The following is a 25,532-nucleotide window of genomic DNA, read 5'->3' as shown; positions in this document are numbered from 1 at the left end:
GGGACTCCGGCTCAGTTGGCGATGATCTGGAGCTTCCCGCTGGTGCCGATGGTGCCGGTCACGTAGAGGGTGTGGCCGTCCGGGCCGGCGGCCAGGCCGTCGAGACCGTCCTCGTCGGGGGACACCGCTTCGGCCGGGACGACGTTGCCGGTGGCGGTGTCGACGGCGAGCACCGACGGGCCCGTCGTGTAGTCGTTCTCGGCGACGTAGAAGCGCGTACCGTCCGCGCTGAGCTGCGGGGCGTGCAGGTCGGCGAAGCCGCTGACCAGGGCGAGGTGCTGGGTGACGGTGTCGGCGGCGGGGTCGATCAGGTCGGCCTGGCCGCCGTTGGAACCGCCCGCCAGGGCGAACAGGCGGGTGCCGTCCTGGGTGAAGACGGGGTAGTAGTCGAGCGCCGAGGCGGTGCCGGTGACGGTGCCGACCAGGGCCGGCGTGGCACCGGCCGTGCTGACGTGGAAGACGCCGCCGCTGCTGCCCACGTACAGGTCCCGGCCACCCGGCCGGACCGCGGCCGTGCCGGTGAAGCTGCCGGGCACCTGCACCGAGCCGGTGAAGGCCGGCCGTGCGGTGGAGTACGCCAGCACCCGGCCCTGCCCGTACTGCCGGTACGCCGTCGGTCCGTTCTGCACGACGTAGACGGTGCCGCCGTCGGGGCTCACCGTGAGGCCGGTCAGCGTGCCCGGGTTCCAGCCGGCCTGGCGCGGCTGGTCGGGCAGGGCGGTGTTGGCGACCACGGTCAGCGAGGCGGTGTCCACCACGCTCAGCTGCTGCCCGTTCGCGACGTAGAGGCGGGCACCGTCCGGGCTGAGCCCGGCGGCGAGGTCGACCTGGTTCGTACTCAGGGCCACCTGGCCGGTGACCGCGTCGGTCTGGGTGTCGATCGCCTTGACCTGGACGAGGTTGTCGGTGCCGGTCACCACGACGTAGGCCTTGGTGCCGTCCGGGCTGACGAGCGGCTGGGCGTGGTTGGCGCCGATCGTGATGACGGCCTCCGTGCCGGAGACCGGTGCGGCCGCCTCGGCGCCGGTGCCGGTCAGGGCCAGGACGGCGGCCGCGGCGATCACCGTGGTCCAGCGAACGGCCTTCGCGCGGGTGTGCGTGGACATTGATCCCCCTTGTGCGCACCGCACGATGCGGTGTCGGGGGCAGGCTAACCGATCACACCGACAACTCTGATGGTCGGTCAGTGGACGAATCCTCCCGGCCGGGGCGCACTACGGGTGCGGCGCGCAGGCCAGCAGGTACGGCAGCACCGGCAGCGCCGACACGGCGAGCCGTCCGGCCAGTTGGCGCGGCCCGCGGCTGCCGGGCCGGGCCAGTCGGCGGACCCGGGCCAGCACCCCGGTGGAGGCCGCCCCCAGCGACCCGCCCGGAGCCGTCCCGGACGCGGCCAACGCGCAGAGCGCCGAGGCCAGTTCGCCCCGCGACACCGTCGCCAGCGCCGCGTCGTCCGCCGCCATCTCCAGCAGCAGCGCCACTTCCGAGCGCCCCAGCCGGGCCAGCGGCAGCGGCCCGAGCAGCAGCGCGAAGGTGTCGGCGGGCAGCCGGAACAGGTGGTGGCGGCCGCGGATGTGCCCGTGCTCGTGTGCGACGGCCGCGGCGAGCTGCCGCTCGTCCAGCAGCCGCAGCGCCCCGCGCGACAGCACGACCCGGGAGCGGCGCCCGGGCAGACAGTAGACGGTCGGGTGGGCGTGCTCCAGCACCAGCGCGCCCCAGCGCCGGTCCCGTACGGCGACCACGTCCAGCACCGCCCGGTGCCGCTGCCGGGCCCGCCCGGCCCGGGCACCGACGGCGGTCAGCACCACGGTGAGCACCGCCCCGGCGGCGGCCGGCAACCACCAGCCGTGGGTGTGCGGCACCACCGGCCCGGCCGGTTCGAGGTGGGGGAGCAGGCCGAGCAGCCCGGCCGGTTCGTGGGCGGCGGGCTCCAGCGCGTGGTGCGCCGCGAGCACCAGGGCGACGGTGAACGAGGCCATCAGCGCCAGCCACAGGGTCGCGCCCAGGACCGGACGGGCCTGGAGCCGGGCGGAGCCGGCCATCCGGCGGGGCAGCAGGACGCCGGTCACGGCCAGGTAGAGGCCGAGCAGGGCAAGGGTCACTCGGCGTCCCGGGCCTTGACCTGTTCGAGGGCGGCGAGCAGCGCGGAGGCCTCGTCCCCGCTCATCCGGTCGACGAAGTGCAGCAGCGCGCCGGCCCGGTCCGGGGTGGTCTCCAGCGCCTGGTGCATCAGCTGCGCGGTGTACGCCTCGCGGGTGCAGGTCGGCTCGTACACCCAGGCGCGGCCGATCTTGTCCCGGCGCAGCCAGCCCTTGGTGTGCAGGATGTCGGCGACGGTGGTGACGGTGGTGTACGCGACCGGCCGCTGCTGCTGGAGGTCGTCGACCACCTCGCGCACCGTTGCCGGACGGCCCCAGGACCAGAGCCGGTCCATGATCTCGGCCTCAAGATCGCCGAACCCCCGTAGCACTGCCGTGGTCTCCCTTTGCCGCACCGGCCGCCGGCGCCCTTCGCCCGCTGGAACGCGGCCCATGCTACGGCGAGCGCCGGGCGCCCGCCCCCGGGCAGTGGGGGCGGGCGCCCGTGGCGTGCGGGTGGCGCTCCGCGGGAGCTCAGCGGGTGCTCAGGCCGTGCTCAGGGCAACCGCTCCAGCTCGGGCCGTGCCGGCGCAGCCGCTCCAGCCCGGGCCGTGCTCACGACAGCCGCCGCGCGAGCGGCACCCGCGACCGGGTGAACAGTGCCGCGAGCAGCCCGGCCACCACCGGCAGCACCAGCACGACCAGCAGCAGTTCGCCCCAGGGCGCGGTGATCAGTGGAGGCTGGGCACCTGGTCCGCTCGCCCGGGACTTCAGCAGCCCCACCGCCGGGACGAAGCCGTTGGCCGCCCCGAGCACCGCCCCCAGCAGGGCGATCAGCGCGCACTGCAGCCCCGCCATGGTCCGCCGGATCCGGGGCGGCGCGCCGACGGCGGCGAGCGTCGCCTGGTCCTGCCGGGAGTCGGCGGCCGCGAGCCCGGTGGCGATCCCGGCCGCGCCGAGCACCACCAGCCCGGCGAAGCCGCTGAGCGCCAGGGTGAGCGCGTCGCTCTTCGGCTGGTAGCCGCGCTCGACATCGAGGCGGGCGAATCGGTCCAGCCGGATCGCGGCGGCCTCGGCGCGCTGCTGCGCCTTGCGGTCCGGCGGGGTGGCCGGCCGCCAGACCGCGCCGGTCGGCTGGGCCGCGAGCCCGAGCCCGGCCAGCGCGGTGGTGGGCAGCAGCCCCTGGGCGAAGCGGGCGGCGCCCGGGTTGTCGACCACCACGGCGTCCACCGGGACCTCCTGGAGGTCGGGCTTGGGGACCTGCCCCGGCTGCACCGGGCCGCCGCCTCCGCGCAGCAGCAGCACGGCCTTACCGTCGGCGCGGACCAGCGACCGGTCGAAGACCAGCAGCTTCCCGGCCGCCAGCGCCTGTTCGGCCGCCTGGTCCCGGACGTCGAACAGATTGTGCAGCAGGGCGGCGTCCCCGGTGGCGATGTGCGGCGGCTCGGCGAGCCTATGCCAGTCCACCGGGCCCTTGAGCTGGACATTGCTGGCGCAGTTGTCACAGAACTTGTAGATCAGCTGGCCGAGTTCGGCGCGCGGGCCGAGCCCGGTCAGCTGCTTCTCCAGCTCGGCGCGCAGCTGTTCGGCCGCCGCCCCGTCCCGGTGGCTGACCAGCTGGACGGCTCCGTACGGGGCCTGGGGCCGGTAGTCGCGGCGGTTCTCGGCGTCGGTGCTGGTGCTGTACACCCCGATGGCGACCGCCCCGGCGACCGCCGCCATCACCGCGGCGACGGCCGGCGCGGTGCGCGAGCGGTGCCGGGCGGAGTCCCGAAGCGCGAGCCGGGGGCCGAGCGGCAGCCGCTTGGCGGCCCGGCCGACCACGGCGACCAGCACCGGGGTGCAGGCGAGCAGGCCGAGTTCGGCGGTGACGGAGCCGCCGAGCACGGTGAGCGTGCGGGCGTCGTAGGTGCTCACCACGGCCCCGCCGTGCTGCACCGCGCCCGCGCCGTACATCGCGAGCGCGCCGCCGCCGAGGATCAGCGCCACGCCGAGGAGGGTGACCGCCCGGCTGGGCGGCCGGACGGTGTCCCGCCCGGTGAGCCCGGCGGTGACGCTGCGGCGGGCGGCCTGCCAGGCGGGCAGCGCGGCCGCGAGCAGCGCGGTGAGCAGCCCGATCCCGGCGATCGCGAGCAGGTCCAGCGGGGGCAGCGCGAAGTGTCCGAAGCGCGCGCCGCCGACCCGTTCGATGAGCGGCCGCAGCCCGGCGACCAGCCCGGTGCCGAGCGCCACGCCGAGCGCCGCCCCGGTCACACCGAGGACCAGTCCGCCGCCGAGCACCACCGCGCCGACGTGGGCCCGGCTGCCGCCGGCCGCGCCGAGCAGGGCGAGCTGGCGGCGCGAGCGGCGGGCGCCGACCGCGAAGGCGGGCCCGGCGAGCAGCGCGACCTCCAGCAGCGCCATCCCGGTGACGGTGGCGACCACGACCTTGGTGCTGTTGCCCGCGGCCGGGTCGCTGTAGTGGGCGGAGTCGCGGTAGTAGGGGACGGCCCCGTACGGCGGCGGGTCGAGCGCGACCGAGCGCGCGGTCAGGGTGTAGCCGTACGCGTTGAGCTGCTGCACGGCGGCCCAGTCGAGGCTGGTTCCGCTCGGCAGGTGGACCAGCCAGGCGTTGCGGGCGTCCGGGGCGCGCTCGGCGGCGGGCCGGCCGGGCTCCGCCGCGGCGGCCAGTGGGTCGAGCAACTCGCCTGGCCGGGCCACGAGTTCGACCCGGCCGAGCTCGTCCGGGTGCTCCACCACGGCGGTGACGGTGAAGGTGGTCCGCTCCAGCCCCTGGACGGTGGTGGTGCCGCCGAGCGAGAGCCCGGCGTGGTCCAGGAAGGCCCGGGTGGCGGCCAGTTCGTGCGGGGCGCTCGGGGCGCGGCCCTCGACGACGTTCAGTCGGCCGTGCCAGACGGGGTCGGCGAGGTCGGCCTCGGTGGTGAGGGTGCGGACCAGGCCTTCGGGCGAGGTCGCGCCGGTCTCCGGTCCGGGTCGGGCGGGGGTGAGCACGCTGCCGGGCGGCAGTAGTGAGCTGACCAGGGCCGCCGGGTCGGTGCTCGCGGCCCGCTGCTGCTCGGCGGTGGGCTGCTGGCCGGGCTTGGGCTCGACCGCGAAGGCGCCGTCCTCGGCGATCGGGGCCTGTTCGACGGTCCGGCCGGGGTTCAGCCCGGTGACCAGGGCGTCCGCCCCGCCGACCACCCGCTCGACCCGTTCGGCCGGGGTGAGCTGCCCGCTGCGGTGGACCACGTCGGCGCCGGTGACCCCGAGGACGGGCAGTGCGACCATGGCCAGGATGAGGGCGCTGCGCCCCTTGGCCCGCACCGCGTCGCGCCGGGCGATGCGCAGCGCTACCTTCGCTGCTCCGAGCCTCAACGTGCCACCTGGCCAAGCGCGTTGGGCCGGTGCACGGCCGCCGGGCAGCCGCCGGAGCGGCGTCCGGTGGTCTCCGAGGCGACCGCGCCGTCTCGCAGGTGGACCACCCGGTCCGCCCAGGCGGCGTGCGAGGCCTCGTGGGTGACCATCATGGCGGCCGCCCCGGCGTCGCAGCGGGCGCGCAGGACGGCGAGGACGGCGTCGCCGGTGGCCGAGTCGAGCGCGCCGGTCGGCTCGTCGGCGAGGACGAGCCGGCGTTCGCCGATCAGTGCCCGGGCGATGGCGACGCGCTGTTGCTGGCCGCCGGACATGTCGTCGGGGAAGCGGTCGGCGAGTTCCCCGATGCCCAGTTCCTCCAGCGCGGCCAGCGCCTCCCGGCGGGCGGTGCGGCCCGGGGCGCCGTCGAGTTCGCGCGGCAGGGCGATGTTCTCGGCGGCGGTGAGTGCCGGGATCAGGTTGTAGTCCTGGAAGACGTAGCCGACGGAGCGCCGCCGCAGGTCGGCGAGCCTGCCCCGGCTGAGGCCGCCGAGTGCGACGCCCTCGACCAGCACCTCGCCCTCGCTGGGCAGGTCCAGCCCGCCGGCCAGGGTCAGCAGGGTCGACTTCCCGGAGCCGGACGGCCCCATCACGGCGACGAACTCGCCGGCGTGCACGGTCAGGTCGATTCCGCGCAGGGCGTGCACCTGAGCGGCGCCGCGTCCGTGCACGCGGGAGACCCCGGCCAGTCTCAGGACGGGCTCGGACCAGGTCGGATCTGTGTGGGACACACTTCCCCCTCGTGAGCTGTTCAGCTGCATATGTCGGTGAACTATATATGCCGAGCGCGAGAGGATGGAGCGGTCGGGTTTGGTCAAAGTTCTACAAAGGTGTCGAAGATCGGCCGAAAAGGTGAGAGGGGCCGGCCGGGCGGGTCTATGCTTGGGGAGGTTTGAAAAGGCACCTCGTTCGGTGAGGCGTCTTCACGGACACAGGCCACTGACCCGACGACGTCGAGAGACGCCCAGGTTCAGGACAGGTCTTCCCGACTTAAGGGTTGACCCCAAGTGGCTTCCGGCCGGACAGGCTGGACACGCCGTGGAGTGCCAAAGCTCTGACGAGTTGGGGTGTACCGGTCCATCTCGACCGGTGTGCTCCTTGCCGTGTCGTGATGCGGCGCACAGGCGGTGCGCCCCCGGCCGGGAGGAGGCGAGAGACATGGACTGCCCTAGTCCGGGCCACAGTTGCCCCTACCCCCGCATGCTCTCGAACACCTCCGGCACGCGGTAACAACCTTCCCTGCGCGTTCACCCGGCGCTTCGTTCGGTGCTCGGTCGTGCCTCCGCGGCACTCGACCACGCCTCGACCCAAGTAGCCTGACGCATCGTCATGTCCGTACGGCCGCCGCCGCTCAGCGCCGCCGTGCGGAGACGACGGCGTGCGCCCGCAGGGAGGATCGCTGCTGCGTGCCCCCTGACGCCCCCTCAAGGTAGGGGGCAGGGAGGCCCCGCCATGACCAACGTGATGCTGGACCCGAAGGTTTCCACGGTCCCCGCCGCTTCCGCCGCCACCCGCTCCGCCGTCCTGGACGACGCCCACGTGGGCGACATCAAGGGCGCGCTCGGCACCATCCGGCTCGACGACACCACCCCCCGCAGCGGGCTCTCCGCCCGGCTCAAGACCCTGCTGGCGATCATCGGCCCCGGCCTGATCGTGATGGTCGGCGACAACGACGCGGGCGCCTTCTCCACCTACGGCCAGGCCGGGCAGAACTACGGCACCCAGCTGCTGTGGACGCTGCTGATGCTGGTCCCGGTGCTGTACGTCAACCAGGAGATGGTGCTGCGCCTGGGCGCCGTCACCGGGGTCGGCCACGCCCGCCTCATCCTGGAGCGGTTCGGCAAGTTCTGGGGCGCGTTCAGCGTCATCGACCTGTTCCTGCTGAACGCGCTGACCCTGGTCACCGAGTTCATCGGCGTCACGCTGGCCGCCGGGTACCTGGGGTTGCCGAAGGCGGCCTCGGTGGTCCTGGCGGCGGCGATCATCATCGCCTCGGCCTTCACCGGCTCCTTCCAGCGCTTCGAGCGTGTCGCCGTCACCCTGTGCGCCGGCTCGTTGCTGCTGGTGCCGATCTACTTCATGGTCCACCCCAAGACCTCGCAGATGGCCCACGACTTCGTGACGCCCACCCTGCCCGGCGGCTCCGGCCAGCTCGCGGCCGTCATGATGGTCATCATCTCGATCGTCGGCACCACCGTCGCCCCCTGGCAGCTGTTCTTCCAGCAGTCGTACGTCATCGACAAGCGGATCACCCCGCGTTTCATGAAGTACGAGAAGGTCGACCTGTGGATCGGGATCGTCGTGGTCATCGTCGGCGCGGCCGCGCTGATCGGCCTCACGGCGGCGGCCTTCGCGGGCACCGACGGCTTCGGCCAGTTCTCCGACGCGGCCGCCCTGGCCAGGGGCATCGAGGACAAGGCCGGCCACCTGGCGGGCGTGCTGTTCGCCATCGCGCTGCTGGACGCCTCGATCATCGGCGCCTTCGCGGTCTCCCTCTCCACCGCCTACGCGATCGGCGACGTCTTCGGCATCAAGCACTCGCTGCACCGCGGGGTCAAGGGCGCCAAGGGCTTCTACGCGGTGTACGCCGGCCTGGTGGCGGTCGCCGCCGCGATCACCCTGCTGTCCAACGGCTACACCCAGGGCCTGATCACCCAGTTCGTCCAGGTGCTGGCCGGGGTGCTGCTGCCCTCCGCCACCGTCTTCCTGCTGCTGCTGTGCAACGACAAGGCCGTGCTCGGCCCGTGGGTCAACGGCCCCAAGACCAACGCCTTCACCGCCGCCGTGGTCGGCGTCCTGGTCACGCTCTCGCTCATCCTGACCGCCGCCGTGGTCTGGCCGGACATCAGCTCGGACGCGATCCTGTGGATCATGGCCGGCTGTGGCGTGGCGGGCGTGCTGGTCGCCGGGTACTTCTTCACCTTCGGGCGCCGGGGCACGAAGGAGGAGCCGATCGACCGCACCGGCCGCGAGAACTGGCGGATGCCCCCGCTGGAGACCCTGGAGAAGCCGGTGATGTCCACCGCCCGCAAGGTCGGCATGGGCGCCCTGCGCGCCTACCTGCTGATCGCGATGATCATGGTCATCGTCAAGATCGTGCAGACCGCGCTGAACCACTGAGCCACCGAGCACGTCCCGTACGGACGGGTGGTGGGCAGCCGCTCGCCACCCGTCCGTCCCATGTCCCCGTGATCCCCGTGTTTCCTCCGAAGGAGGTGCCGTCGTGCACACCCTGACCACCGTCGAGTTCCTGGTCCGGCTCGCCACCGGCGTCGCCTGTGGCGCGCTGATCGGCGTCGAGCGCCAGTGGCGGGCCCGGATGGCCGGCCTGCGCACCAACGCCCTGGTCGCCGCCGGCGCCACCCTGTTCGTGCTCTACAGCGAGGCGGTCGGCGACACCGGCAGCCCCACCCGGGTCGCCTCGTACGTCGTCTCCGGCATCGGCTTCCTCGGCGGTGGCGTCATCCTGCGCGACGGCGCCGGTGTGCGGGGCCTCAACACCGCCGCCACGCTGTGGTGTTCGGCCGCCGTCGGGGTACTGGCCGCGTCCGGCAAGCTGGAGCTCGCCGTCCTCGGCACCCTCGCCGTGCTCGCCGTCCACCTGGTGCTGCGCCCGGCCGGCCGACTGCTCGACCGGGCCCCGCAGGCCGGCAGCGACCCGGACTCCACCTGCCGGGCCGTCGTCCACCTGGAGTGCGACCGCAAGGCCGAGACCCACATCCGCGCCCTGCTGCTCCAGGCCCTGGCCGCCTCCGGCCTCGCCCCCACCGGTCTGCGCGCCCGCCGCTCCGACGAGGGCGACGCCACCAACCTGCGGGCCACCGTGGCGATCACCGGGCAGGTGACCCCGGCCCTGGAGCAGGTCGTCACCCGGCTGTCGCTGGAGCCCGGCGTACGGGACCTGCACTGGCACCTGGACGAGGATTCGGAGGAGTCCGGCAGCCCGGCGCTGGCCTGAAGGGTGACCGCTGTTGCCGTTTCTATGGGCGAGTCTCAGCGATTCGGACGTTTCGGCGGATTGTCAGTGCTGCCCGGTATGGTCCGGGGTGTTGCTGGTCTGGCTCGGGTTGGGGGTGTCTTGTGCGGAGGTTCGAGGCGCGTCCCGGTTTCGTGGTCCAGGCGTACCGTTCCGCGCTGGATCCGAACTCCGGGCAGGAGGTGGCTCTTCGGTCGCACTGCGGTGCTGCGCGGGCCGCCTACAACTGGGCGGTGTCGTGGGTCGGGGCGTCGTGGTGGCAGCGTAAGCCCGAGGAGTCCTACGGCATCCCGGAGTCCGAGTTGACGCCGTGGCGGCCGTGGTCGCTGCCCGCCTTGCGTAAGGAGTTCAACCAGGCCAAGAAGACCGACCCGAGGTTCGCCGGCTGGTGGGAGGAGAACTCCAAGGAGGCGTACTCGACCGGGCTGGCGAACGCCGCCGCCGCGTTCGACAACTACGCCGAGTCCAAGCGCGGCCAGCGTAAGGGCAAACGCGTGGGGATACCGCGCCGGAAGTCGAAGCACACGTCGCGGCTGGCATGCCGGTTCACCACCGGCACCATCCGCGTCGAGACGGACCGCCGCCATGTGACGCTCCCCCGGCTCGGAACGATCCGCACCCACGAGAACACCCGCAAGCTTCAGCGGCGCATCGCGAACGGCACCGCCCGCATTCTGTCGGCGACGGTGCGGTATGAGCGCGGCAGGTGGTTCGTCTCGCTCCAGGTCGAGGTCAGGAAGACCGAACGCGCCGCCGCACGTCCGGATGTGGCGGTGGGCGTGGACCTGGGCGTGAAGTGTCTGGCGGTGATGGCGGACAGCTTGGGCGAGGTCCGGTACGAGCCCAACCCCAAACACCTCGACAGCGCTCTCAAGCGGCTTCGCCGTGCCTCGCGCCGCGTCTGCCGCCGCCAGGGACCGCACCGCAAGAAGGGCGTCGAACCGTCGAAGCGGTGGCTGAAGGCGAACGCCGAACGGAACCGTATCCACCACCGCGTGGCCAACCTGCGCGCCGACGCCCTGCACAAGCTCACCACCGGCATCACGGGCGAGTACGGCACCGTCGTGGTCGAGGACCTCAACGTCGCCGGGATGCTCCGCAACCACCGGCTGGCCCGGGGGATCGCCGACGCCGGGTTCGGCGAGATCCGCCGACAGATCACCTACAAGACCGACTGGGCCGGTGGCCGCGTGATCGTCGCGGGCCGCTGGTACCCGTCAAGCAAGACCTGCTCGACGTGCAAGGCCGTGAGAGCCAAGCTTCCCCCGCCTGTGCGAGTGTTCACCTGCGACGCGTGCGGCCTGGTCATCGACCGGGACGAGAACGCGGCCCGCAACCTCGCCGACCTCGCGTCGGCCGGCATCACGGGTACCGGAGTGGCCGGAAACCCGGACGCGCGAGCGTCGAAACCGCGTGGAGCCGACCGGAAGACCCGCGCCACCCGCACCCGCCGCAAGGCGGACGCGGGGCGGGCAGGTGGCGCAACCCTCCCCGCCAGCGGGGCGAGGAGGAAACGCGAGACCGTACTCAGGACGCCGAAGCGCAACTCGCGCTCTGGTGACACCGTGACGGACCTTCCGGGCCGTCATGCCCGGATCGCTGATATCCGACTAAGGAATCAGCAACGGAGTAGAACGGAAGGACCGTCACGAGGCCGCCGGGAGGCCCGATGCTGAAACCCGACCCCAAGCACGGGCCGCTGGTGCCGATGCTGCTGGTGCTGACCGTGGTCACCGGGGTGGTGGACGCGGTCAGCTACCTCGAACTCGGGCACGTCTTCGTCGCCAACATGACCGGCAACGTGGTCTTCCTCGGCTTCGCCCTGGCCGGCGCGGCGAACCTCTCCGCCACCGCCTCACCGGCCGCCCTCGCCGCCTTCCTGCTCGGCGCTCTGGCCGGCGGCCACCTCTCCCGGCACCTGCCCGGGCACCGCGGCCACCTGCTGACCGCCGCCGTCGTCGCCCAGACGGTGCTCGTAGCCGTGAGCACCGTCCTGGCGGCCGTGATCGGCCACGGCTCCGAACCCGCCCGCTACACCCTGATCGGTCTGCTCGCCTTCGCGATGGGCGGCCAGAACGCGGTGGTCCGCTCCCTCAAGGTTCCTGACCTCACCACCACCGTGCTCACCATGACCATCACCGCCCTCGCCGCCGACCGCACCGGCCTGCGCCGTCTCGCCTCCGTCGTCTGGATGTTCGCCGGCGCCCTGGTCGGCGCCCTCCTGGTCCTCCACACCGACGTCCCCACCGCCCTGGCCCTGGCGCTCGTCCTGCTGGTCGCGGTGGCCGCCCTCACCCACCACGCCGCCAAACCCACCCCGGCGCCGGCCTGGACGGAGCGCCTCTGACCCGGAACGCCCCTGTGCCCGCTCGTCGTCCGGGCGGATACCAGGGCGTTGCTCGTCTGGGTCAATCCTCCCGGCGGTGCCCCGCGCGGCCGCTCCAGAGCGGCTCCAGGCGGGCCCAGCTCGCGGTCCAGACGGCTTCGGCGCGGCGGTCGAGGACGCGCAGGCGCAGCCGGAGGGCCAGGGCGAGCAGCGCGAGCACGGCGAGCAGGGCGCCGGCTCCTGTGCAGGCCGCGGAGACCGCGAGGGCGGCGCGGTTGGCCGGGGGAGTGGTGGCGTTGCCCGCGGGGTCGACCCAGATAGGGACGAGGGCGCCGGCGACGGCCGTGCGCGGGGCCTCGACGGTGCCGGTGTGCGCGGTGCCCATGGGGTAGTTCCAGGCGGCCTCGACGTCGATCCGGGTGCTGTAACCGCCCGCGAACCGGCTGCCGGTGACCGCGCCGTGGTCGGGGAGGACGGCGACCACGGCGTTCACCTGGTGCAGCCGCACCCGGTCGGCCGCGGCCTGTGGCGCCGTCGAGCGGTACAGGAGCAGGGAGCCGATCACGGAGACGGCGACGGCCAGCAGCCCACCGACGAGCGTGAGCAGCCAGACGCGGGCGCGGGCGCGGTCGAGCGGGCGGGCCAGTGGTTCGTGCCGAGCGCCGAAGGCCCGCCGCAGCTGACGGCCGGTTCGCCGCGGGAGCGACGCGGGCCGGGCGGGGCGGGGTGTGCTGGCCACGGTGAGCACTCCTCAAGGACACGGGCGCGTACAGGATTTCATCACCCAATCTCCACCCGGCGGCCCCCTGTGCACAAGAGCGGTGCGCGCGCGGAGAAATCGCCCGGTGGCCCATCGACCCCACTACCAGGGACGTTCGGCCCTGGGCGGGCACCGCCAGTCCGGGCAGGCTGGAGTCCGGCCGCGCTCCCCGTGCCTGAGCGCGGCGCCGGCCCGGTGGGACCGTGGGGGTTCCGGGCCGTGGTGCGGAGCAGGGGGCGGTCGTGGGGCCGCCTCCTGTCCGCCCTGTCAGCCAATTGACGTTTCGCCAGATCATGGCCTTATTCCTCGCAGCTATACACTCGGTGTATATCCCTGGTGTATGGTCTCGCCCATGAGTGTTCCCTTGACCCTCCTCGGGCTGCTGGAGCGCGAGCCGAGCCACGGCTACGACCTCAAGCGCGACTACGACTCCCTCTTCGGCCGCGGCAAGCCCCTTCCGTACGGCCAGGTCTACGCGACCCTCGGCCGACTGGCCCGCGACGGAAAGGTGGTGGCCGGCGAGGCCGAGCCCGGCGACGGGCCCGAGCGCAAGCGCTACGTCATCACCGACGCCGGGGCGACCGAGTTCGAGACCTGGCTCCAGGAGCCGATCGCCCCCGAACCCAACCTGCAGTCCGTGCTGTTCACCAAGGTGGTGCTGGCCCTGATGCTCGGCCGCGACGCCGAGCAGTACCTGGACACCCAGCGCGCCGCCCACCTGCGCCGGATGCGCGAGCTCACCGAACTGCGGCGCACCGGAGCCCTGGTGGACGCCCTGCTCGCCGACCACGGCCTGTTCCACCTGGAGGCCGACCTGCGCTGGATCGACCTCACCGTCGCCCGCCTCGACGCCCTCGCCGCGGAGGTGCGCGCGTGACCGCCGTGATCGAGGCCCGCGACATCGCCCTCGCCTTCGGCGAGACGCCCGCGCTGCGCGGGGCGAGCCTGTCCGTCCAGGCCGGCGAGGTGCTCGCCGTCATGGGCCCCAGCGGCTCCGGCAAGTCGACGTTACTGCACTGCCTGGCCGGCATCCTGGTGCCCGACGCGGGCGAGGTGCTGTTCAACGGGCAGCGCGTGGACAGCATGCCGGAGGCCAAGCGCAGCGCCCTGCGCCGGGACAAGTTCGGCTTCGTGTTCCAGTTCGGCCAGCTGGTACCGGAGTTGACGGCGGAGGAGAACGTGGCCCTGCCGCTGCTGCTGAACGGCGTGCGCCGTGCCGCGGCGCTGGCCGAGGCCCGGCCGTGGTTCGCCCGGCTCGGCCTGGACGGAATGGAGAAGCGCCGCTCCGGCGAACTGTCCGGCGGTCAGGCGCAGCGGGTGGCCCTGGCCCGTGGCCTGGTGGCCCGTCCGCAGGTGCTGTTCGCCGACGAGCCGACCGGCGCGCTGGACTCGCTGACCGGCGAGCAGGTGATGGAGCTGATGGTCACCTCGGCCAAGGAACAGGGCACCACCGTCATCCTGGTCACCCACGAACCGCGGGTCGCCGCCTACGCCGACCGCGAGGCGATCGTCCGCGACGGCCGGGCCCGTACGCTCTCCGCCGGATCGGTGGCCCCGTGATCCCCTTCTCGCTCCGACTGGCCGTCAGCGGCGGTCGGGCGGCTCTGGCCCGGTTGGTGACGATCGCGGCGGCCGTCGCGATCGGGGTCGGGCTGCTGCTCTCGACGCTCGCCGGCCTCCACGCGATCGACCGGGCCAACGAGCGGCAGTTCTGGATGAACACCGGGGTCAAGGGCGCGACCGCCACCGCCGCGGTGGACCCGCTCTGGTGGGGCGCCCGGGTGGACTACTACCGGGGGCAGTCCGTCTTCCAGGCCGATGTCGCCCCGACCGGGGCGACATCGCCGGTGCCGCCCGGGCTGAGCAAGCTGCCCGCCCCGGGCGAGTACTACGCCTCGCCCGCGCTGGCGAAGCTGCTGCGCGAGGTCCCGGCCGTCGAGTTGGGCGACCGCTTCCCGGGCCGGCTGGCCGGTACCCTCGGCGACGACGCGCTGCCCTCCCCGGACACCCTGGCGGTGATCATCGGCCGCACCGTGGAGGAGGTCAAGGCCCTGCCAAGGGCCACCACCGTCACGAGTGTCGCCACCGCCCTGCCCGTCGAGTGCGACAACGACTGTTACGGCTCGGGCGTGCACGGCGACGCGCTGGTCCTGGTGCTCACTGTGGTGGCCGGGGCGCTGATCTTCCCGGTACTGATCTTCATCGGCACCGCGACCCGGCTGTCCGCCGCCACCCGCGAGCAGCGTTACGCCGCGATGCGGCTGGTCGGAGCCACGCCGGGCCAGGTGTCGTTGATGTCGGCGGTGGAGTCCACGGTGGCCGCGGTGGCGGGTACGGTTCTGGGCCTCGGCGTGTACGCCGCGTTGAAACCCCTGATGGCGGATGTGCCGTTCACCGGCGACCGCTTCTTCACCGACGATCTGAGCGTCGGTCTGCCGCAGGTGGCCGGGGTGGTCCTGGGTGTGCCGGTGGCGGCCGCGCTCGCCGCTCGGTTCGCACTGCGCCGGGTCACCATCTCGCCGCTCGGGGTCAGCCGCAGGGTCACCCCGAAGCCGCCCAGCGCCTGGCGGGTGGTCCCGCTCCTGGTAGGTCTCGGCGAGCTCGGCTACTTCGTCGGCCGCCGCCCGGCGACCACCGACGCGCAGTCGATGGCCTACCTGGCGGGCTTCGGGCTGGTGATGTTCGGTCTGGTGATCGCCGGACCGTGGCTCACCATGGCGGCCTCCCGGGGAGTGGCCAGGCGGACCAGCCGTCCGGCCACGCTGATCGCGATGCGCCGGCTGGGGGACGACCCGAAGGCCGGTTTCCGTTCGGTCGCCGGTCTGGTGCTGGCCCTGTTCGTGACCACCGCGACGCTGTGCATCATCGGCACCATCAACGTCAACGAGGGCGCGCTCAACGGCACTCCGGAGGTCCTCAAGGCCGTCGTGGCCACCCCGCCGGGTGGCCCGGACAGTCGGCTGGGGCTTCCGGCGGTGCCCGACGGCGTGGTGGCGCGGGCCCGGGCCGTCCCCGGCTTCGAGGGGATGGCGCTGGTGCACGACAACCCGGCTGGGATCGGCGCGTACCAGTACGGCCGGGAACGGATCGTGCCGCCCCTGGTGCGCTGCTCGGAGCTGGCGCAGATCCCGGTGGTCGGCCACTGCGCACCCGGGGCCGCCGTCGCGCTGATCGACCGGAACCAGTTCCTCAACCTGCAGGCGGAAGGGGAGAAGGAATGGCCGGCGGCGCCGATCTCCGCCGATGAGGTCACCACCCTCCCGGTGCGGATCATCTACGCGACCACCGACGGCTCCAAGACGGCCCAGGAGCAGCTGCGGACCCTCTTCATGAAGGAGTTCCCGAACTACTCGGTCCGGATGGCCGAGGACTGGAGCTCCGAGGGGCAGAAGAAGCTCCAGGGCTGGCGTCAGCTGGCGAACGTCGTCCTGCTGGCCACCCTGCCGATCGCGGGGTGCAGCCTCGCGGTGAGCGTGGTGGCCGGACTCTCCGATCGCCGCCGCCCGTTCGCGATGCTGCGGCTGACCGGGGCGCCGCTGCGGCTCTTGCAGCGGGTGCTCGGGCTGGAGAGCGCGCTGCCGCTGTTGGTGGTGTCGGCGGTCGCGATCGGGACGGGCTTCGCCGCGGCGGCGATGTTCCTCAAAGCGCAGATGAACTTCGACCTGGCGTCGCCGGGCGCGCCGTACTACGGGCTGACGGGCTTCGGCCTGGCCGCCTCGCTCGGGATCATCGCCTCGACGCTGCCGCTGCTGAAGCGGATCACGGGGCCGGAGGCGGCCCGCAACGGCTGATCGCCGCGGCCGAGTCGGCCGCCCCGACGCCTGCCGACGGGCAGGAGTCGGGGCGGCCGTGCGTCAGCGGCGGGCGACGGTGTAGCCGTGCGTCCCGTCCCGGCGGACGTCGTCCAGCCCGGGAAGCCAGCTGCCGAGCACCAGCGCCGACGGGTAGAACATCGGCTCCGGCAGCTCGTCCACCGCGAAGCGTTCCCAGCCGGCGCAGGCGTGCGGCTCGGTGACCACGGCCTCGGCCAGGCTCGGCGGCGCCAGCACGGCGGCGGTCAGCCGGGGCCGGCCGAGCTCGTGGTCCAGGTGCACGGCGAGCACCCGCATCGCGGCCGCCGGCAGCACGATGCCGGTCTCCTCGGCGAGTTCGCGGGCCGCGGTCCGCTCGAAGGACTCGCCGAGGTCGACCTTGCCGCCGGGCAGGCTCCAGGTGGGCGGCTCGCCGGCCGTGGTGCGGCGGCCGATCAGCACCCGGCCGTCCCCGGTGGGCACGATGATCCCGGCGCCGAGCAGTGGTGCGATCGGTGCTGTGCTCAACTCGCCGTCTCCTTCAGCTGGTTACCAGTTGGCGCGCTCGTAGTCCTTGAGGAAGCAGCCGTACAGGTCCTCGCCCGCCTCGCCGCGCACGATCGGGTCGTACACCCGGGCCGCGCCGTCGACGAGGTCCAGCGGGGCGTGGAAGCCCTCGTCGGCGAGGCGCATCTTGTCCGGGTGCGGTCGCTCGTCGGTGATCCAGCCGGTGTCGACGGCGGTCATCAGGATGCCGTCGGCCTGGAACATCTCCTCCGCGCTGGTGCGGGTGAGCATGTTGAGCGCGGCCTTGGCCATGTTGGTGTGGGGGTGGCCGGCGCCCTTGTAGCCGCGCTGGAACACGCCCTCCATCGCGGAGACGTTGACCACGTACTTGCGGCGGGACGCGGAGGCGGTCATCGCCGGGCGCAGCCGGCTGATCAGGATGAACGGCGCGGTGGAGTTGCAGAGCTGGACCTCCAGCAGCTCGACCGGGCCGACCTCGCTGACGGTCTGCACCCAGCTGTTGGTGGGCGCGAGGTCGGGCACCAGGCCGCCGGCGTCGATCGCCGTTCCCGCCTCGATCCGGGCGGGCGTGGCGGAGCCGGTGACGAGCGCGAGCGAGGTGACGTCCTCGGCGGCCATCCGCCGGTCGTCGCCGTTCGCCTGGTGGGGGAGCGCGGGCAGGTCGACACTGCCGCTGTTGAAGCGGCCGATGGTGGTGGCCTGCGGCAGCTCACCGGCCGGCAGCGGGGCGGACTCGGCGTTGACCAGCTCGCGGTAGGACTCCGGCGGTCGACGGACGGTCTGCGCGGCGTTGTTGATCAGGATGTCCAGCGGGCCGTCGGCGGCGACCTCGTCGGCCAGCGCCATCACCTGGGCCGGGTCACGCAGGTCGATGCCGATGATCTTGAGGCGGTGGATCCACTCGGCGCTGTCCGGCATCGCCGTGAAGCGGCGGATCGCGTCGTTGGGGAAGCGGGTGGTGATGGTGGTGTGGGCGCCGTCGCGCAGCAGCATCAGCGCGATGTACATCCCGATCTTGGCCCGGCCGCCGGTCAGCAGCGCGCGCTTGCCGGTGAGGTCGGCCCGGGCGTCCCGGCGGGACCGGTTCACGGCCGCGCACCGCTGGCACAGGTTGTGGTAGAACGCGTCGACCTCGACGTACCGGCCCTTGCAGATGTAGCAGGAGCGCGGCCGCTCCAGGATGCCGGCGATCTCGGTGGTGGTGACGGTGGTCAGGCCGAAGGCGCCGGCCGTCTCGTCGTCGATCCGGGTGGGTGCGCCGGTGGCGGTCCGGGCGGTGACCTTGCGGTCGTTGGCGGTCTTGCGGGCCCGGGTCTCCTGGCGGCGGCGCTGCTTGAGGGTCCGGAATATGCCGCCGACGGCCTGGCGGACGGTGATCGCGTCCGGGTGGTCGACGTGCAGCTCGTCCAGCTCGGCGAGCACCTCCAGGCACAGCCTCAGCCGCTCGGGGTCGAGGCCGGGACCGTAGTCGATCTCCTCCTCGGTGCCCTCGCCCTGGTCCTGACCGACGCCGTGCTGCTCGACGTCCTTCTGCTCGATGCTCACGCCCGCTGCCGCTTTCCCACTCGCCTCGCCGTTACCGCGTGAATGCTACGGGAGCGGTCCGCGCCGGCGCGAAAAGCCGACGTGGGGGCGGGCGCTTGGAGGATCGTCCATGTCTACGCGCGGAGCATTGATCACGGTTTGTGTACAGCACCAGCAATGTTCCCCGAACTGGCATTTGCCCCCACCCTGCCGGAGAATCGAACGCTGGGTGCCGGGCGCCCGAGTGCGCCCCGGCGGCATCGCCGCAACCGCACCCGAGGTGTAATTTCTCCCAGCCAGAGAGCCCATTCCATGCGTTTCCTGAACGACCTCAAGCCCTCGTACGACCTGACGTACGACGACGTCTTCATGGTCCCCAGCCGTTCCGCCGTGGGCTCCCGGCAGGGCGTCGACCTCTCCTCGAACGACGGCACCGGCACCACCATCCCGCTGGTCGTCGCCAACATGACCGCCATCGCCGGCCGCCGGATGGCCGAGACCGTCGCCCGCCGCGGCGGCCTGGTCGCCATCCCGCAGGACATCCCCACCGAGGTGATCGCCGAGGTCGTCTCCTGGGTCAAGCAGCGCCACCTGGTGGTCGACACCCCGATCACCCTCACTCCCGGTGCCACCGTCGCCGAGGCGCTCTCGCTGCTGCCCAAGCGCGCGCACGGCGCCCTCGTGGTGGTCGAGGACGGCAAGCCGGTCGGCGTGGTCACCGAGTCCGACTGCCAGGGCGTGGACCGCTTCACCAGCCTGGCCGACATCATGTCCCGCGAGCTGCTGCTGCTGGACGAGGGCATCGACCCGCGCGCCGCCTTCGACAAGCTCTCCGAGGCGCACCGCAAGCTCGCCCCGGTGGTCGACGCCGAGGGCCGCCTGGTCGGCATCCTCACCCGCAAGGGCGCGCTGCGCGCCACCCTGTACACCCCGGCCGTGGACGCCGACGGCAAGCTGCGGATCGCCGCCACCGTAGGCATCAACGGCGACGTCGCGGGCAAGGCCAAGGCGCTGATCGACGCCGGGGCCGACGTGCTGGTGGTCGACACCGCGCACGGCCACCAGGAGAGCATGATCAACGCGCTGCGCGCGGTGCGCGGCCTGGACCCGCGGATCCCGATCGTGGCCGGCAACGTGGTCTCCGCCGCCGGTGTCCGCGACCTGGTCGAGGCGGGCGCCGACATCCTCAAGGTCGGCGTCGGACCGGGCGCCATGTGCACCACCCGGATGATGACCGGCGTGGGCCGCCCGCAGTTCTCCGCCGTCCTGGAGTGCGCCGCGCAGGCCCGCCGGCTCGGCAAGCACGTCTGGGCCGACGGCGGCGTGCGCCACCCGCGCGATGTCGCCATGGCGCTGGCCGCCGGTGCCTCCAACGTGATGATCGGCTCCTGGTTCGCCGGGACCTACGAGTCTCCGGGCGATCTGCAGACCGCGGCCGACGGCCGCCAGTACAAGGAGAGCTTCGGCATGGCCTCGGCCCGCGCCGTGAGCAACCGCACCGCCCAGGACTCCACCTACGACCGGGCCCGCAAGGCGTTGTTCGAGGAGGGCATCTCGCACTCCCGGATGTTCCTCGACCCGGCCCGCCCGGGAGTGGAGGACCTGATCGACTCGATCGTGGCCGGCGTGCGCAGCTCCTGCACCTACGCGGGCGCCAACACGCTGGAGGAGTTCCACGAGAAGGCGATCGTGGGCGTCCAGAGCGCGGCCGGCTACGCCGAGGGCAAGCCGCTGCACTCCAGCTGGGCCTGATCGCCCGCGTCCGTCCCGCGGTCCGGCCGGTTCCTCGCCTCGGGGAGCCGGCCGGCGGCCGTCGACGGTCCGTGGTGCAGCGTTTCGTGGTGCGGGCCGAGGGGGAGCAGCAGCGCGTGGCCGAGCAGCCCGACCGAGCCGTCCAGCGCGGCGGCGAAGGTGTGCGCGGCACCCGGCGCCCGGCGCAGCTCCCACAGCGTCCGGACGGCCGACCAGGCCGCCTCGCGCGCGGCGTCCACCGACCAGGCGCCGAGCAGGTGGGCGAGCGGCTCGACCCGTGCCGGCAGGTCGGGCTCGGGCAGCAGCCGCTCCCGGACGGCGGCCTCCACCTCCGCCAGCACGCCGTTGACCCGGTGGTAGTCGTCCTCGACGTCGTCCGGCTCGCAGCCCAGCCGGTGGCAGGTGTCGACGACGGCCAGCGGCAGGTCGTGCTGGATGTGGGCGTTCATCCCGGCCAGCGCGAACTGCAGCGGGTGCACACCCGGGTGGGCGCGCAGCGCGAACAGCGGCCGCCAGCAGGCGGGCGGCTCCCGCCCGGCCGCGTCGGCGGCCACGGCCAGCAGGTACCGCCGGGCGAACAGCACGTCCAGCTCGGCCACCGCCGCCGGATCGGCGAAGTACGGGCCGCCGAGCCGTTCCCGGACGGCCTCCGTGACGGTGAGGTAGGCGCGGTTGAACACCGCCACGCCATCGTCCGGCGGCAGGTCCGCCCCGATCCCCCTCAACCGGCCGACCACGCCGTCGACCGTGACCACCGGGCTGTCCGCCGTGCCGTCCGCTGCCGCACCGGGCATGGGCCACCCTCCGATGTCGATCGTGCGCTGACCGCCTCATCGTGGCAGCGTCGTCGGCGGCCCGGTGCGTGCGGCGCGCAGCCGACGCCTGTTCAGCCCAGCTCGTACTCCAGGACGTAGGTGTGCGCGCCGTCCTCGCCGACGGTCAGGTGGAACTCCCCGGTGAGCCCGGCCAGCTCGCCCGAGCCCGTCCCCGGTACGACGCGTATGGTCACCCCGCTCGTGTCCCACGCCGCGTGCTGGAGCACGAACGAACCCTTCCGTCCGTCGAGCTCACCGGTGACGTGCTCCACCGCCACGTACGAGGCCGGGCCGCCCGAGGTGTCCCCGACGGACGTCATCCGCACCTCGCTGGTGCCCGTGATCCCGCCCGTGAACGTCTTGGCGATCCGGATCCGGCCGAAGCTCGCCCCCGCCCGCTCCTCCGTCTCCACCGGTTCGAAGGCGGTCAGCTCGAATGCCCCGCTCGCCTTGTTCACCATGCCCTGCTCCCCTCGACGATCGTGCCCGCGGCCGTCACCCGTCGACCGTGAGCAGAGCCTTGCACACACCACTGACATGGACGGCGTCCGCGGTGCGCCGGTCACGGCTCCCAGCGGAGCGCGAGCATCGCCGCGTCGTCCGCCAGCCCGGCCGGGCCGACCCAGCCGTCGACGTCCGCGAGCAGGGCGCCCAGCAGGTCCGCCGGGTTCCCCGCGGGCAGGCCGGGCAGACGTTCCGCCAGCGGGTAGAACCGGCCCTCGGCGTCCCGCGCCTCGGACACGCCGTCGGTGTGCAGGAGCAGCAGGTCGCCGGGCCGCGGTTCGAAGCGGCCCGCCGGGTAGCCGCCGCCGGTCAGCCCGAGCAGGCCCAGCGGCGGCGCCGGGAACGGCGGCTCCAGGTCGCTGACCTTGCCCGCGCGGCGCAGCAGCGGGTCCGGATGGCCGCAGTTCACGATCGTCACGGCCCCCCGGTCCGGTGGTACGTCCAACAGCAGCGCGGTGGCGAACCGCCCGTCCTCCGACCGTGCGGTGAGCGCCGCGTCCAGCCGCTCCGCGAGCCGGGTGAGGTCGGGCTCGGTCCGCGCCGCCTCCCGGAACACGCCCAGCACGTCCGCCGCCGTCTCCACCGCCGGCAGCCCGTGCCCCTGCACGTCCCCGAGCAGGATCCGTACCCCGAAGCGGTTCTCGACGACGGCGTACAGGTCCCCGCCGATCCGCGCCTCGGCCGCCGCCGCGACGTACCGCACGGCCACGCGCAGCCGTCCGATCCGCTCCGGCGGCGGGCGCAGCAGGGCCCGCTGCGCCGCCTCGGCCACCGTCCGGACCTGGAACAGCTCCCGCTCGCGGGCCGCCACCAGGACGACGTTGGCGGCGCTGGCCAACGTCGCGGCGAGCACCGTGATCAGCGCGGTGATGTGCACCTCGGTCGGCAGCTCGGTGTTGGTGGCCTCCAGCAGCCCGACCGCGAGGACGGCGATCGCCCCGGCGATCAGCGGCACACGGGCCGTCCGGGTGGTCGCTCCGGCCAGCACCGGCGCCACCGCGAGGACGGGGGAGAGCGTCGTGCCGGGGCCGGTCGCCAGATCGGCCACGATGGCGCCGACCAGCAGCACGAAGGAGCCGTACAGCAGCAGCCGGGTGCGTCGCGGCAGATGCAGCGGCGGCACACCGGCCGGGCCGTCGTCGGCGGTCACGCGTCCTCCAGGGCTGAGCGGCTGGGCGGGCCTACCGTCCACTCTGCTCCGCGCCCCCCGCAGGCGGCACCTCGGACGGAGACGGCCGGGCGTGCCCGACTAGGCTGGGCCGCGAGATGAGACGAAAGAGCCGCCGCCCGGCTTCCCCCCTCCCGCAGCGCAACGGCGTGGACCCGGTGCACCTGCGGCTGCCGGCCGAGGGTCCCTGGCCGACCGTTCGCGCCCACCTGGTCGAGCGGCTGCCGGCCGTGGCGGCCGAGCGGATCGACGCGGCGTTGCGGGGGCGGGAGATCGTCGGCGAGGACGGGCCGGTCGCGCCCGACGCGCCGTTCCGGCCCGGCGCGCACCTGTGGTTCTACCGGGACCTGCCGGACGAGGTCCGTGTCCCGTTCGACCTGGAGGTGCTGCACCGGGACGAGCACCTGGTCGTCGTCGACAAGCCGCACTTCCTTGCCACCACCCCGCGCGGCAGGCACGTCGCCGAGACGGCCCTCTCCCGGCTGCGGCACGCCCTCGACCTGCCCGCGCTCAGTCCCGCCCACCGGCTCGACCGGCTCACCGCCGGCCTGGCCATGTTCGTGGTCAGACCGGAGGACCGCGGCGCCTACCAGACCCTGTTCCACGACCGGCTGGTCCGCAAGGAGTACCAGGCCGTCGCCCCCTACGACCCGGCGCTGAGCCTGCCGCGCACCGTCCGCAGCCACATCGTCAAGGAACGGGGCGTGATCGCGGCCCGCGAGGTCGACGCCCCGCCGAACAGCGAGAGCCGGATCGACCTGCTCGACCACCGCGACGGCCTCGCCCGCTACCGGCTCCGCCCGGTCACCGGACGCACCCACCAGTTGCGCCTGCACATGTGCGGGCTCGGCGTGCCGATCCTCGGCGACCCGGTCTACCCGGTGGTGCTGCCCGAACCGGCCCCGGACGACTTCCGCCGCCCGCTCCAACTCCTCGCCTCCGTCGTCGAGTTCACCGACCCGCTGTCCGGCCGCGAGTGCCGTTTCGAGAGCCGCCGCACCCTGTCCGCCTGGACCGACCCGGAGGGCTGGGCCCTCGGCGCGTCCTAGGTTCGGCGATCGACGGGGCCCGGCCCGGTGGCCGATCCGCCGCCCGGCCCCACGGCGCGATCGCGGGGGCATGAACGCGGCGCTGTCCTGCGCCCCGCACTCCTCGGGAGTCTCGCGGGCCCCGGGTACCCGCGAGACTGGCTCACCACCGTGATCACAGGCGGTCGAACGCCGAGATCCCCGACAGCGTCAGGCTCGGGCGGCGACGCGGTGCCCGTGGTGGTGCCGACCGTGGTGGTGCCGGCCGTGGCGCCGCCGTCGCCGCCGACCGGTTCCGGATGCCGACGATCCGGACCGGCCGGCTCCGGACCCCGAGGCTTCAGAGGACGAGGATGAGTCGGCTAAGGCCTCGTCCGACTCGTGGTCGGAGCCTTCCGGTGCTGAGGGCAGCACGTCGACCCGACCCATCTGGCCGTGCGAGGAGTGCACCATGTGGTGGCAGTGATAGAGGTACTGGCCCGGGTAGTCGCCCCAGGTCATGGCGATCCGGACGGTCTCGCCCGGATGGATCGGGACGGTGTCCTTCAGCCCGGCCTCGGACGGGCCGACCGGCTCCCCGTCGCGGTCCAGCACCCGGAACCGCACCAGATGGGTGTGGAAGGAGTGGGGGGCGTGGAAGACCCCGGCCGGCCGGCGGGTGAGGTGGTTGTGGATCGTCCAGATCTCGCTGGTGCCGACGGTGGTCTGCACGTCGGTCCGGTCCGGGTCGTACTTGCGCCCGTTGATCCTGGTGTCCGGGAAGGTCGTCAGCCAGAACTCCCGGTGCACCGTCGCCTCCGGGATCGGCGGCAGGGTGGCCAGGACGTCCGGTACCCGGCTACGGTCCTCGGCCTTCCGGGTGATGTCGAAGCGCAGCACCTCGGACCGCTCGGTCTCCAGCGCGGCCGTGTTCTCCAGCACGATCGATTCGCCGACCGGGTAGCGGGCGAAGTCGACCACGATCTCGGCGCGTTCCGCGCCGGCCAGGGTCAGCTCGTCCAACTGCACCGGCCCGGCGAGCAGTCCGCCGTCGGAGGCTATCTGGGTGAACGGCTTGCCGTCGGCGAAGCGCAGTGATATGTGGCGGTTGGGCGAGACGTTGAAGAGCCGCAGGCGGTACTTGCGCGCCGCCACCTCGAAGTAGGGCCGCTCCTTGCCGTTGACCAGCATGTGCGGGCACTCGTACGGGTCGGTGTAGACCAGCCTGCCGTCGGTCTCGATCCGGGCGTCCCGGAACAGCAGCGGGACGTCGAACTCGCCGCCCGGCAGCGGCAGGCTGCTCTCGTGCGGGTCGCTGAGCAGGTAGGCGCCGGCCAGGCCGCGGTAGACGTTCTCGGCCTCCAGCCGGTGCGCGTGGTCGTGGTACCAGAGCGAGGCGGCCACCTGTTCGTTGGGGTAGCGGTACTCGCGGGTCTCGCCGGGCTCGACGAGGTCCATCGGCAGGCCGTCGTACCGCGACTGCACATGGCCGCCGTGCAGGTGGACGGAGGTGTGCACGCTCAGGTCGTTGGTCTGCCGGACTACCACCTCCCGGCCCTTGACCGCCCGGATGGTCGGACCGGGGAAGCAGTCGCCGTAGGTCCAGACGGTGGTCCGCAGCCCCTTGACGATCTCCACCTCGCTCTCGGCCATCCGCAGCTCGTACAGGTCCGAGGAGTCCGTCCGCGACACCGGGCTCAGCACCGGGGGCACCCGCATGGCGTGCGCGAAGGGAACGATCCGGGCGGTCCGCCCCCCGGTCCCCGACCTGGCCGGAGCGGTCGGCAGCGTGGCTGGCGCGACCTGGGCCACGCTTGGTGCGAGGCCCCATGGGAAGAGGGCCACCGGGCCGCCTATGGTGGCGGCCCTGAGGAGGTCTCGTCGGTTCAGCATCCTCGGTTTCTCCGTCCAGGACT

At 73.3% G+C, this 25,532-nt stretch carries 21 protein-coding genes and 1 riboswitch; of the genes, 9 read left to right on the top strand and 12 right to left on the bottom strand.

Annotated features, from left to right (window positions below; all coding sequences use genetic code 11):
- Positions 1–11: 11 nt before the first annotated feature.
- The 5 genes from ABZW30_RS02855 to ABZW30_RS02835 all read right to left on the bottom strand — a co-directional run bounded on the left by ABZW30_RS02855 (position 12) and on the right by ABZW30_RS02835 (position 6,196).
- Positions 12–1,106: a YncE family protein gene (locus tag ABZW30_RS02855; protein WP_355669240.1), complete on the bottom strand. Its 1,095-nt coding sequence runs from the start codon at positions 1,104–1,106 to the stop codon at positions 12–14.
- Between the two features lie 108 nt (positions 1,107–1,214).
- Entirely contained in the window at positions 1,215–2,099 is an 885-nt protein-coding gene (locus tag ABZW30_RS02850; protein WP_355669239.1) for a M48 family metalloprotease, read from the bottom strand.
- The gene (locus tag ABZW30_RS02845; RefSeq protein ID WP_355669238.1) at positions 2,096–2,467 is read right to left on the bottom strand and encodes a BlaI/MecI/CopY family transcriptional regulator; all 372 of its coding nucleotides are present in this window, start codon (positions 2,465–2,467) and stop codon (positions 2,096–2,098) included. Before ABZW30_RS02845 ends, ABZW30_RS02850 begins: the two co-directional genes overlap by 4 nt.
- A gap of 223 nt (positions 2,468–2,690) precedes the next feature.
- The gene (locus ABZW30_RS02840) at positions 2,691–5,429 is read right to left on the bottom strand and encodes an FtsX-like permease family protein (RefSeq protein ID WP_355669237.1); all 2,739 of its coding nucleotides are present in this window, start codon (positions 5,427–5,429) and stop codon (positions 2,691–2,693) included.
- Positions 5,426–6,196: an ABC transporter ATP-binding protein gene (locus ABZW30_RS02835; RefSeq protein ID WP_355669236.1), complete on the bottom strand. Its 771-nt coding sequence runs from the start codon at positions 6,194–6,196 to the stop codon at positions 5,426–5,428. Before ABZW30_RS02835 ends, ABZW30_RS02840 begins: the two co-directional genes overlap by 4 nt.
- A gap of 166 nt (positions 6,197–6,362) precedes the next feature.
- Positions 6,363–6,539, top strand: a riboswitch (M-box (ykoK) riboswitch).
- A gap of 390 nt (positions 6,540–6,929) precedes the next feature.
- Between ABZW30_RS02835 and ABZW30_RS02830 the strand changes: the two genes are divergently transcribed.
- The 4 genes from ABZW30_RS02830 to ABZW30_RS02815 all read left to right on the top strand — a co-directional run bounded on the left by ABZW30_RS02830 (position 6,930) and on the right by ABZW30_RS02815 (position 11,788).
- Positions 6,930–8,585: an NRAMP family divalent metal transporter gene (locus tag ABZW30_RS02830; protein ID WP_355669377.1), complete on the top strand. Its 1,656-nt coding sequence runs from the start codon at positions 6,930–6,932 to the stop codon at positions 8,583–8,585.
- 103 nt (positions 8,586–8,688) lie between these two features.
- Positions 8,689–9,423, top strand: coding sequence for an MgtC/SapB family protein (locus ABZW30_RS02825; RefSeq protein WP_355669235.1), 735 nt, complete (start codon positions 8,689–8,691; stop codon positions 9,421–9,423).
- A gap of 152 nt (positions 9,424–9,575) precedes the next feature.
- The gene (tnpB, locus tag ABZW30_RS02820; RefSeq protein WP_355669234.1) at positions 9,576–11,117 is read left to right on the top strand and encodes an IS607 family element RNA-guided endonuclease TnpB; all 1,542 of its coding nucleotides are present in this window, start codon (positions 9,576–9,578) and stop codon (positions 11,115–11,117) included.
- Positions 11,111–11,788, top strand: coding sequence for a YoaK family protein (locus tag ABZW30_RS02815; protein ID WP_355669233.1), 678 nt, complete (start codon positions 11,111–11,113; stop codon positions 11,786–11,788). Before tnpB ends, ABZW30_RS02815 begins: the two co-directional genes overlap by 7 nt.
- Positions 11,789–11,849: 61 nt before the next feature.
- On the opposite strand, the gene ABZW30_RS02810 is transcribed toward ABZW30_RS02815, so the two are convergent.
- On the bottom strand, positions 11,850–12,506 hold the full coding sequence (locus ABZW30_RS02810; protein WP_355669232.1) for a hypothetical protein: 657 nt from the start codon (positions 12,504–12,506) through the stop codon (positions 11,850–11,852).
- A 373-nt stretch (positions 12,507–12,879) separates the two neighbouring features.
- Here ABZW30_RS02810 and ABZW30_RS02805 point away from each other — a divergent pair, with 373 nt between their 5' ends.
- The 3 genes from ABZW30_RS02805 to ABZW30_RS02795 are packed head-to-tail and all read left to right on the top strand — an operon-like array spanning position 12,880 to position 16,318.
- The gene (locus tag ABZW30_RS02805) at positions 12,880–13,404 is read left to right on the top strand and encodes a PadR family transcriptional regulator (protein WP_355669231.1); all 525 of its coding nucleotides are present in this window, start codon (positions 12,880–12,882) and stop codon (positions 13,402–13,404) included.
- Complete coding sequence (locus ABZW30_RS02800) at positions 13,401–14,087, top strand: ABC transporter ATP-binding protein (protein ID WP_355669230.1); 687 nt, start codon at positions 13,401–13,403, stop codon at positions 14,085–14,087. Before ABZW30_RS02805 ends, ABZW30_RS02800 begins: the two co-directional genes overlap by 4 nt.
- Positions 14,084–16,318: an FtsX-like permease family protein gene (locus ABZW30_RS02795; RefSeq protein WP_355669229.1), complete on the top strand. Its 2,235-nt coding sequence runs from the start codon at positions 14,084–14,086 to the stop codon at positions 16,316–16,318. The genes ABZW30_RS02800 and ABZW30_RS02795 overlap by 4 nt, the downstream gene beginning before the upstream one ends.
- A gap of 63 nt (positions 16,319–16,381) precedes the next feature.
- On the opposite strand, the gene ABZW30_RS02790 is transcribed toward ABZW30_RS02795, so the two are convergent.
- Positions 16,382–16,846, bottom strand: coding sequence for an NUDIX domain-containing protein (locus ABZW30_RS02790; protein WP_355669228.1), 465 nt, complete (start codon positions 16,844–16,846; stop codon positions 16,382–16,384).
- A 21-nt stretch (positions 16,847–16,867) separates the two neighbouring features.
- Positions 16,868–18,319 carry an SDR family NAD(P)-dependent oxidoreductase gene (locus ABZW30_RS02785; RefSeq protein ID WP_355669376.1) on the bottom strand — a complete coding sequence of 484 codons (1,452 nt, stop codon included), beginning with the start codon at positions 18,317–18,319 and terminating at the stop codon, positions 16,868–16,870.
- Positions 18,320–18,682: 363 nt separating this feature from the next.
- On the opposite strand from ABZW30_RS02785, the gene ABZW30_RS02780 reads away from it, so the two are divergent.
- Positions 18,683–20,122 carry a GuaB1 family IMP dehydrogenase-related protein gene (locus ABZW30_RS02780; protein ID WP_355669227.1) on the top strand — a complete coding sequence of 480 codons (1,440 nt, stop codon included), beginning with the start codon at positions 18,683–18,685 and terminating at the stop codon, positions 20,120–20,122.
- Here the strand turns inward: ABZW30_RS02780 and ABZW30_RS02775 are convergent.
- From ABZW30_RS02775 to ABZW30_RS02765, 3 genes are all read right to left on the bottom strand, one after another.
- Positions 20,083–20,916, bottom strand: coding sequence for a DUF5995 family protein (locus ABZW30_RS02775; protein ID WP_355669226.1), 834 nt, complete (start codon positions 20,914–20,916; stop codon positions 20,083–20,085). The two genes, ABZW30_RS02780 and ABZW30_RS02775, sit on opposite strands and share 40 nt — an antisense overlap.
- Before the next feature lie 92 nt (positions 20,917–21,008).
- A complete protein-coding gene (locus tag ABZW30_RS02770; protein ID WP_355669225.1) occupies positions 21,009–21,398 on the bottom strand; it encodes a DUF3224 domain-containing protein in 390 nt (129 codons plus the stop codon).
- Between the two features lie 101 nt (positions 21,399–21,499).
- Positions 21,500–22,591, bottom strand: coding sequence for a PP2C family protein-serine/threonine phosphatase (locus tag ABZW30_RS02765; protein WP_355669224.1), 1,092 nt, complete (start codon positions 22,589–22,591; stop codon positions 21,500–21,502).
- Between the two features lie 116 nt (positions 22,592–22,707).
- Between ABZW30_RS02765 and ABZW30_RS02760 the strand changes: the two genes are divergently transcribed.
- On the top strand, positions 22,708–23,658 hold the full coding sequence (locus tag ABZW30_RS02760) for an RluA family pseudouridine synthase (protein ID WP_355669223.1): 951 nt from the start codon (positions 22,708–22,710) through the stop codon (positions 23,656–23,658).
- 189 nt (positions 23,659–23,847) lie between these two features.
- Here the strand turns inward: ABZW30_RS02760 and ABZW30_RS02755 are convergent, their stop codons facing one another.
- Positions 23,848–25,509: a multicopper oxidase family protein gene (locus ABZW30_RS02755; protein WP_355669222.1), complete on the bottom strand. Its 1,662-nt coding sequence runs from the start codon at positions 25,507–25,509 to the stop codon at positions 23,848–23,850.
- Positions 25,510–25,532: the final 23 nt, after the last annotated feature.

This window comes from Kitasatospora sp. NPDC004669 (genome assembly GCF_040609455.1).
Classification (GTDB): domain Bacteria; phylum Actinomycetota; class Actinomycetes; order Streptomycetales; family Streptomycetaceae; genus Kitasatospora.
The sequence above is the reverse complement of the archived record's forward strand: the minus strand, read 5'-3'. Positions and strand labels throughout refer to the sequence as shown.